Annotated in this window: 12 protein-coding genes; all 12 read right to left on the reverse strand. The window is 40.1% G+C overall.

Annotation, left to right across the window (positions count from 1 at the left end; translation table 11 throughout):
- Positions 1 to 4: 4 nt before the first annotated feature.
- Positions 5 to 937, reverse strand: a complete 933-nt coding sequence (locus tag KO172_RS01165) for a carbohydrate ABC transporter permease (RefSeq protein WP_215491762.1) — start codon at positions 935 to 937, stop codon at positions 5 to 7.
- A complete protein-coding gene (locus KO172_RS01170) occupies positions 924 to 2006 on the reverse strand; it encodes an ABC transporter ATP-binding protein (protein WP_215491763.1) in 1083 nt (360 codons plus the stop codon). The genes KO172_RS01165 and KO172_RS01170 overlap by 14 nt, the downstream gene beginning before the upstream one ends.
- A gap of 230 nt (positions 2007 to 2236) precedes the next feature.
- Positions 2237 to 2704: a rhodanese-like domain-containing protein gene (locus KO172_RS01175; RefSeq protein ID WP_215491764.1), complete on the reverse strand. Its 468-nt coding sequence runs from the start codon at positions 2702 to 2704 to the stop codon at positions 2237 to 2239.
- A 98-nt stretch (positions 2705 to 2802) separates the two neighbouring features.
- Positions 2803 to 3273 carry a 2-C-methyl-D-erythritol 2,4-cyclodiphosphate synthase gene (gene ispF / locus KO172_RS01180; protein ID WP_309557788.1) on the reverse strand — a complete coding sequence of 157 codons (471 nt, stop codon included), beginning with the start codon at positions 3271 to 3273 and terminating at the stop codon, positions 2803 to 2805.
- Positions 3274 to 3278: 5 nt separating this feature from the next.
- Positions 3279 to 4007: a 2-C-methyl-D-erythritol 4-phosphate cytidylyltransferase gene (gene ispD, locus KO172_RS01185; RefSeq protein WP_215491766.1), complete on the reverse strand. Its 729-nt coding sequence runs from the start codon at positions 4005 to 4007 to the stop codon at positions 3279 to 3281.
- A gap of 13 nt (positions 4008 to 4020) precedes the next feature.
- Positions 4021 to 5085: a PIN/TRAM domain-containing protein gene (locus KO172_RS01190; RefSeq protein WP_215491767.1), complete on the reverse strand. Its 1065-nt coding sequence runs from the start codon at positions 5083 to 5085 to the stop codon at positions 4021 to 4023.
- 8 nt (positions 5086 to 5093) lie between these two features.
- Entirely contained in the window at positions 5094 to 5570 is a 477-nt protein-coding gene (locus KO172_RS01195) for a CarD family transcriptional regulator (RefSeq protein WP_215491768.1), read from the reverse strand.
- A 205-nt stretch (positions 5571 to 5775) separates the two neighbouring features.
- A complete protein-coding gene (gene radA, locus KO172_RS01200; RefSeq protein WP_215491769.1) occupies positions 5776 to 7137 on the reverse strand; it encodes a DNA repair protein RadA in 1362 nt (453 codons plus the stop codon).
- A complete protein-coding gene (locus KO172_RS01205) occupies positions 7106 to 9580 on the reverse strand; it encodes an ATP-dependent Clp protease ATP-binding subunit (protein WP_215491770.1) in 2475 nt (824 codons plus the stop codon). Before KO172_RS01205 ends, radA begins: the two co-directional genes overlap by 32 nt.
- Positions 9581 to 9599: 19 nt before the next feature.
- The gene (locus KO172_RS01210; RefSeq protein ID WP_215491771.1) at positions 9600 to 10667 is read right to left on the reverse strand and encodes a hypothetical protein; all 1068 of its coding nucleotides are present in this window, start codon (positions 10665 to 10667) and stop codon (positions 9600 to 9602) included.
- A complete protein-coding gene (locus tag KO172_RS01215; protein WP_215491772.1) occupies positions 10639 to 11202 on the reverse strand; it encodes a UvrB/UvrC motif-containing protein in 564 nt (187 codons plus the stop codon). The genes KO172_RS01210 and KO172_RS01215 overlap by 29 nt, the downstream gene beginning before the upstream one ends.
- Positions 11203 to 11206: 4 nt before the next feature.
- Positions 11207 to 11665, reverse strand: coding sequence for a CtsR family transcriptional regulator (locus tag KO172_RS01220; RefSeq protein WP_215491773.1), 459 nt, complete (start codon positions 11663 to 11665; stop codon positions 11207 to 11209).
- Positions 11666 to 12665: the final 1000 nt, after the last annotated feature.

A 12665-nucleotide genomic window follows, 5' to 3' on the forward strand; every position in this document is an offset into this window, starting at 1 on the left:
TTTATCACCTATTTGCGAACTTCTTTTGCAAGATAAACATAAGTCCAGCGAGTATACCAGTAATGACGACCATAATCATGGTTACCGTTGTCGCCTTCCCCATGTTGAATTGCTCGAAGGCCATTTGATAGAATAAATAAAGCAGTGTTCTTGTTGATCCTGCTGGGCCGCCACGTGTTAGTACACTGATTTGGTCGTAGGCTTGTATTGAGTTAATTAGGCTTATAACCGCTAAGAACAGTGTTGTCTTTGCTGTCATCGGCATATAGATGTACTTTATCTTTTGCCAAACACTTGAGCCCTCAAGCTCATATGCTTCGAATAAATCCTTTGGTATCTTGCTGATAGCGTCTGCGTAATAAAGCATGCACCAGCCCGATGTCTTCCATACGGTTACTATCATTACAGCGATGAGCGCTGTGTTTGAGTCTGTTAACCAGTTTGGTCCACTTATGCCAAAAATAGCTAGCCCTCTATTGATAAGGCCGATATCTGGTCTAAACATCCAGCTCCATACTATAGACATAGCAACCATCGGTGTAATCCATGGTGCGAATAAAAAGCCTTGTATAAGCTCTTTGCCGCGTCTAAACTTATCTATGAGTATTGCCATCAAAAAACCAAAGATAAGTGTCGGAACTACTGTTCCTAGACCGAATAACAAAGTATTTTTAAGTGCTTGCCAAAAGGCATCACTACTAAGTATGTCCTTGTAGTTTTGTGCGCCAACTACATTAAATGTCGGGCTGACATAGTCCCAATCTGTAAAACTTAGTAAGAATGACGCTATCATTGGGATGAACCAAAACACCAAAATCGGTATTAGTGGCAAAACTATATAGACAAGAAAGCCTGAAAAGCTTATACTTTTTATTCCACGAACTCTTTTTGCTTTGCTTTTATCTTTTGCTTTGCTTACTTCTCTACTTAGCTCCATCTATTGCCTCCCAGAAAATTCTGTTTTCTGTCTTAGCATCAAATAGCAAGATATTTTCTGTCACAAAAGCAATATGTATTTCGCTTTTTGACACGATATCAAGCTTTGCATCTACTCTAAGAGTTATCTCATCTCCATCTAGCTCGCCATGTATATGGTAATCTGCTCCTAATAGCTCTACCATCTTAATCTTTAATGCTAAGTCATCTTCATTATCAGTAATTCTAATGTGCTCAGGCCTAATGCCCATGATTACATCTTTATTGTCAACTTTAGAATAATTTGCAAGAGCCCTTCCTTTGCTATTATAAAGTTTTCCGTATCTAATTTTTCCTTTGATAAAATTCATTGGCGGTGCTCCTAAAAAGCCCGCAACAAAGACATTGCTAGGGTTTTCATAAAGCTCCTTTGGAGTGCCAACTTGTTGAATCACGCCATCTTTTAAACAAACTATCCTTGTAGCCATAGTCATAGCCTCTGTTTGATCGTGAGTTACGTATATAACAGTTGATCCCAGCTCCCTTTGTAGCTCAACAAGCTCTTCTCTCATGTGTATTCTAAGCTTAGCATCAAGGTTCGATAGCGGCTCATCCATTAAAAAGATTTCAGCGTCTCTAACTATGGCCCTGCCTAAAGCTACCCTTTGCTTTTGTCCGCCTGATAGCTCAAACGGCTTTCTCTTTAGGTACTCAGTTAAGCCAAGCTTTTCCGCAGTTTCTCTAATACTTTTATCTCTAATATCCTTGTCAACGCCACGAATCTTTAGCCCAAAGCCAATATTGTCATAAACATTTAAGTGTGGGTATAGAGCATAATTTTGAAAGACCATTGCGGTGCCTCTGTCTTTTGGCGCTACCTCGTTCATTCTCTTGCCATCGATTAGTAGCTCACCTTCACTAATATCTTCAAGTCCAGCTATCATCCTAAGTGTTGTAGACTTGCCGCAGCCTGATGGTCCAACAAAGACTATGAACTCTTTGTCTTCTACTTCAAGATTAAAGTCTTTAACAGCGTTATCGATTCCATTCTCATACTTTTTATATACATGTCTTAAAGAAATCTTACTCATACATCCTCCTAAATAATTTTCATATCTCAATTACTTGTTTATAATACATGAGCTTTGTTAATGTTGTATGTGCAATATGTTAAGTGTGAGTAAAGTATTTGGTTTTTATTTAATATAATTTTACAAAGAAATACCCTCCTTACTCATTCATCAAGTAAAGAGGGCGCATATAAAAAATTCCCACAAAAAAAGAGCGATCGCTCGCTCTTCTTCATTCAATAGATTAAATACTATTCAGTTACTAAATCGTATTGGAAATCTTTAACGCCTGCTGCGTTAACTACGTCAGTGTAGCCTGCTGCTAAAAGAGCGTCTTGAGCTTGTCCGGATTTTTTACCAGAGTTGCAATATAAAACGATCTTTTTGTCTTTTTCAGCATCTAGAACTGATGGATCATTCTTAATATCATCTAAAGGAATGTTCTTTGCATCTTTGATGTGACCTGCAGCATATTCGTCAGCGCTTCTAACGTCGACGATAACGTATTTGCCTTCTTGTTCAGCATCAGCTTGTAATGCTACTACTTCGTCACCAGTCATAGTTGCTTTTTCTCCTGTTTGAACGCTATCAGCTTGTTCTGCTGGTACGCTTTCTGTTCCTTCTGCAGCTGGTTCAGCTGGTTTTTCTTCTGCTTTCTTGCATGCTACTAGTGAAAATGCTAATACAAGCACTAAAGCTAATGATAATAATTTTTTCATGTGTATTTACCTCCTTAAATTTTTACCATAGCTATTATACCACTTTTAAGCATAAATGTACAATAAATTTATTTTATATTAGTATTCACTAAATTTTACTACTTTAGTAGTAATGCACTCGCCATACAGCTAACGCCCTCTTCCCTTCCTTCGTAGCCAAGCTTCTCTGTTGTAGTGGCCTTCACGCTCACTCTGTCCACACTTAGCTCAAGATCTTTCGCAATATTTGCCCTCATCTCATCGATGTGTGGTCTTAGCTTAGGCCTTTGCATCATTATAGTCGCGTCTATGTTTGATATACAGTATCCTTCTTTCTTGACCATCTCGTATACCCTTCTAAGAAGCACTCTCGAGTCGATGTCAAGGTAGTCGTCGCTCGTATCTGGGAAGTGGTAGCCTATGTCTTCCTTCGCCATGGCACCCAAGATTGCATCCATGATGGCGTGTATCAGTACGTCAGCATCGCTGTGGCCTAGTAGACCCTTCTCATGCTCTATCTTAACTCCGCCTAGTATAAGGTCTCTGCCTTCAACTAGTTTATGAACATCATAACCGTTACCAATTCTTATATCCATTAGAATACTCCTGTGCTTTTAAGCTTTTGCTCCCAATTCGTATTGAAGATCTCCGCTATGACTAAGTCTTCTGGTGTAGTTATCTTGATGTTATCGTAGTGGCCTTCAAGCATCTTTACTTCAACTCCAGCAAACTCAACAAGTGCCGAATCATCTGTCGCAAGTATCTTCTCCTTTATGGCGTGCTCGTAGCCCTTAAGCAAGATCTCTTTCTTGAAGCATTGCGGACTTTGTGCCTGCCACAAAAGCGACCTCTTAGGTGTGTGGTGAACTGTGTCATCCTCGTTAACTGATTTGATCGTGTCCTTAACCTTAACTCCAACAACGCAGGCGTCGCAGTTTAGCACTGTCTCTACAGCCTTGTTTATGGTATCTGTTCTTATAAAAGGTCTCGCTCCATCATGTGTTAGGACAATGTCAGCATTTATGTTAATAGCTTTGATACCGTTGTATACTGAATCCTGTCTTTCTTTTCCACCTTTAACTATGTTCACGACTTTTGTAAATTTATATCTGTTCACAATTTCTTTTCTTGTGTAATCTATCTCGTCTTCTTTGCAGACAATAATTATCTCGTCAATGTACTTTGATCTTTCAAATTTCTCTACAGTATGAGCAAGTATAGGCTTGTCGTTTATACGCAAGAAGGCCTTGTTGACCTTGGATCCCATCCTGTTACTCATGCCTGCAGCAGCTATAATGACCGAGACAAATTTATTCTCTATCATAAATATCCTCCAACTACTCTTTAATTTTGGCAAACATCATCTTGCCTGCAGCTGTTTGAAGCACTGTTGTGATCTCGACTTTAAGCTTTTCGCCTATCCTCTTCTTTGCTTCTTCAACAACTATCATAGTGCCGTCAGAAAGGTAGGCAAGGCCTTGGTTCTTCTCCTTACCTGCTCTAACTATCTCAACTTCAAGCTCCTCACTTGGAAGTATAACCGGCTTAACCGCGTTAGCAAGCTCGTTTATATTTAAAACTTCTATGCCTCTAACTTGTGCAACCTTGTTTAGGTTGTAGTCGTTAGTAAGAACTTTTGCACCCATCATGGCTGCAAGTTCAAGTATCTTGTCGTCTATCTCTTCAACTGTGTCTATCTTCTCATTTGAAACTTCTATATCAACTCTCGCTTCATTTTGCATTTGCTTAAGTATATCAAGTCCGCGTCTACCTCTTTTTCTTCTTTGGTCGTCTGCGGAGTCTGCTATGTGCTGAAGCTCTTGCAATACAAACTTAGGTATTACTAGCGTGCCTTCGATAAAGCCCGAGCTAGCAATATCTTTGATTCTGCCGTCTATAATTACAGACGTGTCAAGTATCTTGTAGCTAGTTTGTTCTTTCTTCTTAGGCTTTTTAGGCGTATTCTTTGGTATAAACTTCTCGCCTAAGCTTGATATGTCCTTTCTTCTAGTCGCAACTACAATCCCTATATATGGGAAGAGTATATAGAATATAACAGACAAAACTGGTCCAAGTACTGGTATACCTATGTTGATAGCAAGCTGCGATAGCAAGAATGCTATAACAAGTCCAAATATCAAACCTAGTAAGCCTAAAATAAGGTCCAAACTAGTGTACCTTCTTAGCTCAATCTCAACCCTGTCACCAACATTTATTAGTTTGTCAAATACAGTATCTGATAATAAATAAAAAATAATTGCAAATAAAACAGATAAAAATACCGATACATAGATACTGTAATTATGAAATGTTGGTACAAGGCTGATGGCTAATAAACTAACGCCATAACCTGCTGCTGCTCCTATAAGGAACATGACAGCCTTCATAATTTTCTTAAACATTGTTCCTCCTACTCTACTGCCTCGTAGATAATTTTGTCGATTTCCTCGTATGATTTGCCGGAAGAGAGTATCATCTCACTCATCAAAATGTTTTTTGTGTCGTGAAGTATCTTCTTCTCGCCTGTAGAGAGGTTCCTTTGCTCATCAAGGCTCTTTAGGTTACGATAAACTTTTGCAACTTCGAAGATGTCTCCTTCTTTCAAAATCGCAGTATTGTCCCTAACCCTCTTGTTCCAGTTCGAGCTCATCTCTGTCGGCTCTTGCTTTAATACTTCAAGCACATCTTTTAACTTATCTTTGTCAATGATAGATCTTATCCCTCTTTTTTCAGCATTCTTGACAGGTATCATCACCTTCATAGATCCTATAGGTATCTTAACAATAAAATACTTTTCTTTCTTTCCTAAAATGTCTTTCTCTTCTATGTCTACAATAATGCCTGCTCCATGCATTGGATAACAAACCATATCTCCTACTTCATACATACTTCTCGCCTCCCATATCTATCGATGATAATATCACTCTCATCGTATATTATATCACAAGGGAGGCAAAAAGTAAAGTTTTATAATATCATATTAAATTATATTTGTCAAGCCTTTTATAGATATTTTTCTTAAATTGCCAAAGGCAATTGCAAGGTTCTGGGGTACCCATCCAACACGAAGTGTTGAGATAGGGTCGGGTTCTTCAAATTCTTAGTGCATCTATTAAAGAAGAGCACTTGATAAGCTCTAGCTTGTCAAACTTTGCAGATAGCTTTGCCTCGCTGCTAATGACAGCCTTCTTGTAACCCATCCTCTCTGCTTCCTTAAGTCTTCTCTCAAGCTGCGGCACCTTCTTTAGCTCACCTGTCAAGGATATGTCAGCTATATATACTGTCTCTGAGCTTAAAACTTTGTTCACAAGCTGTGAGTATATCGCTGCAATCAGTGCAAGGTTCGATGCATCCTCTCTTAGCTTAAGTCCACCCATGGACTTGATAACGACGTTCTTGTCAAACATATCGACATTAAGTCTCTTCTCCATGATCGAAAGCAGTGTATTTAATTTCTCTCTCGACATGTTCTCGCTTATACGCGATGGATATGGTGTATATGACTTCGTAACTAGTGCCTCAACTTCAAGTATAACAGGTCTTGTGCCTTCCATGTTTACAGTGATGGCACTGCCTGGAAAATTGTTTTCCTTCCTTGAAGAAACAAAGTACTCACTCGGGTTATCTATAGATACAAGACCCTTCTCTTGCATGTTCATAAAGCCCATCTCGCCTGTTGCTCCGTAACGGTTCTTGCTTGCAACTATGGTTCTTAAACTATCGTTTTGATAAGTGTCCATAACTAGTACCGTATCAACAAGGTGCTCTAAGGTTCTCACGCCTCTTAGCTCATCATCTTTTGTCATCTGTCCAACTATAAAGACTATGCGCGGTCTTTGTATGTTCTTTGCAAGGTTTACTAGCTCATAGGCGCACTCAACTGTCTGAGTTGGTGATGCTGGTCTCGATGGCTTGTACTCATCAAGCTCCACTGTTTGTATCGAGTCAACAACTACCATGTCGGCGTCGACTCTAAGGACTTCTTCCTTGATATTGTCAAGCGATGTATCACTAATGATGTATAGCTCGTCCTCAATCTTGTCAAGTATCCTGTCCGCCCTTTGCTTAATCTGGCTCTCTGACTCTTCACCCGATGCGTATAGTACTTTGAGTCCCTTCTTGCACGCGTCGTTTGCTATTTGCAAAAGTAGTGTACTCTTACCTGCGCCCGGCTTTGCTGTAACTATGGTAACCGAGTCCTTAACTATGCCCTCGCCCATAACTCTGTTAAACTCTTCAAAGCTAGTTTTTAGCCTGTCTGAGTTTGACGAAGTGACAGTCTTTAGCTGCATAGCCAATGCCCGTGCACCTTTTTCCTTCTTTACTTGCTTTTTTGTATCTTCCAAGACTTCCTTAAGGCTGCCCCAAGCACCGCACTCGGGGCACTTGCCTAAATAGCCGCTGGATTCGTAGCCGCATTCGCTACACTTGTACAAGCTCTTCTTCTTTGCCATTTTTAAATTCCAATTCCTTACCATTGTAGTAGATAGTGATGCTCTTGTCCTTAGAAACGTTGTTTTTCAAAATTTCTTCAGACAATCTGTCCTCTATCATCTTCTTAAATGTTCTCTCTAAAGGTCTTGCACCATATTCAAGGTCAAAGCCCTTCTTTGCGATCTCGTCTTCAACTGACTTATCAATCTCAATATCTATGCCCATCTCGTGAAGCTTTGCCTTTAGGTCTTCCGCCATCAAGTGAACAATCCTCTCTATATCCTTTTCTTTTAACTGATTAAATACAACAATGTCGTCGACTCTGTTTAAAAACTCTGGTCTAAATGTCTTCTTTAGCTCTTCGTTTGCAATCTCAGAAATTTTCTTCTTCTCGCTCTTTTCTTCGCTCGATGCATCGCCGAAGCCGTAAGTGTTTTGCTTTTTGAATCTACTTGCGCCAACATTGCTTGTCATGATGATGACAGCGTTCTTGAAGTCAACAGTTCTGCCCTTGGAGTCAGTTAGTCTACCATCGTCTAGAAGCTGTAAAAGTGCGTTGAAAACATCTGGATGTGCCTTCTCTATCTCATCAAATAAAACTACTGAGAATGGCTTCTTTCTAATAGCTTCAGTTAGCTGTCCACCTTCTTCGTATCCAACGTAGCCTGGTGGCGAACCTATAAGCTTAGATACGCTGTACTTCTCCATATACTCACTCATGTCTATACGTATCATAGCACTTTCGTCGTTAAATAAGCTCTCTGCAAGTGCCTTGGCAAGGTAAGTCTTACCTACACCAGTTGGTCCAACGAAGATAAAGCTGCCTATAGGCTTGTTCTTGTCCTTTAAACCAACCCTCGCCCTCTTAATCGAGTGACTAAGTACGTCGATGGCCTCGTCTTGACCTATAACCTTAGATTTCAAACTCATATCAAGCTTAAGAAGCTTTTCCTTTTCCTCTTCGCTAAGCTTTTCAACAGGTATGCCAGTCCACTTCGATACAACTCTAGCTATGTCATCAAAGCCTATCTTCATGCTGTTGAGCTCGGACTTTTGCTTCCACTCAGTCCTATCTAGGTCCATCTTGTCCTTAAGCTCGCGCTCCTTGTCTCTGAGCTGAGCTGCTCTTTCGAAGTCTTGCGCCTGTATCGCCTGAATCTTTTCAGATGAAATCTCCTTAAGTTCGTCCTCTATCTCCTTAAGTGACAGTGGCCTTACATAGTTTTTCATCCTCACAAGCGATTGTGCCTCATCTATTAGGTCTATGGCCTTGTCAGGTAAGAACCTATCTGATATAAATCTTTTTGATAATGTAACAGCTGCCTCTATGGCTTCGCGTGATATCAAGACTCTGTGATGCGCTTCGTACTTATCCTTAAGTCCTTCTATAATCTTAATTGCGTCTTCCTCGCTAGGCTCTTCAACTAAGATAGTTTGTAGTCTTCTCTCAAGAGCTGCGTCCTTCTCAACATATTTTCTGTACTCATCAACAGTAGTTGCACCAATAATTTGTATCTCGCCTCTTGTAAGGTATGGCTTTAAGATGTTTGATGCGTCAAGCGAGCCTTCAGATGAACCCGCGCCTACTATAGTATGAATTTCATCTATGAATAAGATTACATCGTTTCTTTGTCTAAGCTCCTCGAGCAAGTTCTTAATTCTGCTTTCAAACTCGCCCCTGTACTTTGAGCCAGCTATAAGGCTAGTTAAGTCAAGGGAGAATATCTTTTTATCCCTGATGATCTCAGGAACATTGCCTGAAACTATCCTTTGTGCTAAACCTTCGGCGATGGCTGTCTTGCCGACTCCAGGCTCACCTATAAGCACAGGATTATTCTTAGTCCTTCTCATAAGTATTTGAATAAGCCTTTCAATCTCAGATGCTCTGCCGACAACAGGGTCTATCTTGTCCTTCTTCGCAAGCTCATTTAAGTCCAAAGTAAACCTTTGTAGAGCCTCTCCATCGTCCGCACCTTCGTCATCGTAGTCGTCACGCTCTTGGTAGCCGCCTTGGTTAAGCTCTCTTAAACTGTTTAGATATGCATTTAGAGCAGAAAGTATCCTCTCTTTATCTACGCCGAACCTCTCCAAGAGGATGGAAACCGGCGCTTCGTTCATCTTCACTATAGAATATAAGATGTGCTCAGTAGTTACAACAGGCGCGCCAGCTTGGTTCGCCATCTTGATCGACTCCTCGATCACATATTTTAAACTTGCAGAGTAATAAATTTCCTCCGACTTTTTAACATCAAGCACCGATAGTTTTTCAACCATCTCCCTAAGAGCTTCCATCTCAAGACCATTCTGGCTTAAAATTTCAGACGCCTTAGTAGTGTTTGCGCTTAAAATTCCGATTAGAACGTGAGAAGGGTCAACTTCGCTTTTGAACATCCTTCTGGCTTCTTCCTCGGCTATTTGAAATGAGAATCTTGCATTTCTAGTAAATCTTCCAAAAACTGCCATATTTATCTCCTTTCTTTATCTATAAATCATTACTTTCTTCATTATTTTCTTCTTCGTTAATATCCTCGTTAATGTCTTTGTCTACGAATTTCACCTTGCCCAGCTTCTCCTTAAGAATGCTCGCTCTCTTTTGGTCAATTTCCGACTTGTCGCTAAGAGAGTATGTGTACTCAATCGCTTCAGGGCTTATCATTAGGTAGATATTAGAGCCAAGAGATATATCAGCTGGCTCAAGTAGTCCCATGCTCCTTGCAAACATTAGGTTCGATAAGTAAATAAGAGCTTCCTCGTAAGTAATAAGGCTCGCAACCTTAATCATCTCCAAGGCCTTCATTATCCTGTCCTTCATCAAGATGAAGTTTTGATGAAGGTATCTACGCCTGTTTTCATTCTCATAAACAATGATATTTTGGTCAGTTAGCATGGAAAGCTTCTTAAAGGACTCAATGCTCGTAAACTTGTTGATGTTTGCGTCCAAGATGTAGATATCCTCTACCTTAATGCCTCCTAAAGACTTAAGAGGTGTAAGCCTAATCTTCGAAAAATCGCCAGTTTTTATCTCGTCCTTTTTGAACTCATCCCTTCTGTATAGGTGGATAATCTTGGCAATGCTGATGCCGTTACCTATATTGACAGGGTCACTTGTAAGGTAGCCGTAGTTTTCGTCGAATTGGAAGTCTATAGTCTTATCAAGTTCGCGTTCAATCTCTATGGCTATGTCGATGAGCTCGTCAGCACTTTCACTTCCAAGCACTCTAATCTCTATGTGATCGTTATTATTTATCACTATGGCGATGGACTTGTCCTCGTCAAGCAAAAGCTTAGTCCTCGTGATGTTCTCTCTTACCGACTCATCCATAAAACCCTTGGCTAAAAAGTATTCGAACTTATCCTTATCCATATTCGAAACTTCGTAGAGCATAAAGCTGTAGCTCGTGTTCTTTAAAGCTTCCAAAACCATGTTTAAAATCTCGTTAAGCTTAGACCACATCAGCATGTCAGGGTACTTGTAACCCTCGACGTTCCTCTTTAGAGAAACTATGGTCTCAAGTATATATTTATTGTAAATGTTCACTTCTCTGTCCATCTTCCACCTTCTCCTTCGTGGACTTTGCCTTGATTTCATCCCTAAGCTCAGCCGCTCTTTCATAATTTTCATCTCCAATGGCAGCCTCTAGCTCCTTTTTAAGCTCCAAAATCTCAGAGTGCATAGGATTAGCATCCATATACCTCTTTGGCACCAGACCCTCGTAAGTGTTCTCGCCCCTTAGAGAGTTTAGTATTGGCCTAATTTCGTAGGCAAAAGTCTTGTAGCACTCCTCACAACCAAGCTTTCTGGACTTGTTAAAGTCAGTAAACTTCATATGGCAGTTTGGACACTCCTTCTCCTCTATCTCCCCAGCTTCAAAAGAGCCGAAGAGCTGTTGCAAGCCCTCGAAAAGATTCCTTATATCACTTTCATTTATATTCAAATTCATATATTCACCATTGGCCCCTTGATTCATTTCGTTAAAATCCCTAAGTGCACACTCAGTGCATAGGTGCTTTTCAATAACTTCTCCGTCAAGAATTAGCTTTAGATTGATCATCGCTTCATTCTTGTGGCATTCATCGCATAACATTTTACTACCCCCTTTTTAGTAGAACAAGTAAGATGTTCTTAAGTATGTCGCTTCTAAGTGCGTTTCTTTTGTCTATATCAACAGTTAAGGCTCTGTCATCAATAGAAGCAAGTATTATCTCCTTCTCCTCTTTTGTAATGATCTCGTCATCACAAAGCTTTTTGATAATGTCATGTGCCTCTTTGATGGTAATCTTGTCTCCGATTGCATCCATGAGTATCTCTTTGTACTCGTCCTCGTCCTCTAAAAGATCGAGTTTCTCAATCTTGATATAGCCTCCCTCGCCCCTTCTCGATTGAATGTAGTAACCGAAGTGAGGCGCAAACCTCGTCGTTAAGACATAGTTGATTTGACTAGGCGAGCAATTGAACCTTATAGCGATGTCGTTTCGCTTGATAAGGATGCTGCCGCCCTCTTCATCAAGTAAATTGTTTAAAAAATATTGTATTTCATCACTTAACATATTCTCACCTTTGACCTTCTTTGACTATTATAACATAAGTACCCTTATGTTGCAATGGATAAACATTAAGTGTTAATTATTTGTATAAATTTATCAGAATTGAGTATAGGGCTTGTTCGAGTGAGGTAAAAGAAAAACACATGAGTATTAACCCATGTGTCTCTCTAAGAGAAAAAGAACCACACCCACCAACGAAGCTAAAGCATACACTAAATAAGAAAGACGTACCCTAATCAGTACGTCCTCCTTAAGAGAATAAGAACCTGACCCTTGCACAACGCTTCGCGTTGGCAGGGAACCCCAGAACCTTGCAATTGCCTTCGGCAATTTAAAATAGAAAAAATATTGCAAAGAAAAACACACAAGTAAAACTTGTGTGTTTCTCTAAGAGAATAAATATGAAAAAATATATTATTTGTGTATGCTTTTTTAGCTTCGGGTGGGTCCCGTGAACCTTGCCATCGCTTACAGCGATGTAAAACATGAAAAATATATTAAATATTATTTGTGTATATTCAATTTATTATAAAGTTTTTCTTCTTATTCATCATCGCCTCCGGCGATGTAAGAGAATAAGAACCCGACCCTATCTCAACGCTTCGCGTTGGATGGGTGCCCCGGAACCTTGCCATCGCTTTCAGCGATGTAAAATAGAAGAACCCCGTCCTTGCGGACGTGAACCTTGACACTCCGTTCTTGAAAAAATATATTATTTGTGTATATTCAATTTATTATAAAGTTTTTCTTCTTATTCGTACCACTGCCTCTGGCAGTGGAAGAGAATAAGAACCCCGTCCTTACGGACGTGAACCTTGCCATCGCTTGCAGCGATGTAAAATAGAAGAACCCCGTCCTTGCGGACGTGAACCTTGACACTCCGTTCTTGAAAAAATATAAGAACCTCACCCACTTACGAAGCAGAGCTTCGAGTGGGTCCCGAGAACCTTGCAATTGCCTTCGGCAGTATAAGAACCACACCCAATGACGACGCTAAAGCGTC

It is taken from the genome of Fenollaria sporofastidiosus, from assembly GCF_943169635.2.
GTDB lineage: Bacteria > Bacillota > Clostridia > Tissierellales > Peptoniphilaceae > Fenollaria > Fenollaria sporofastidiosus.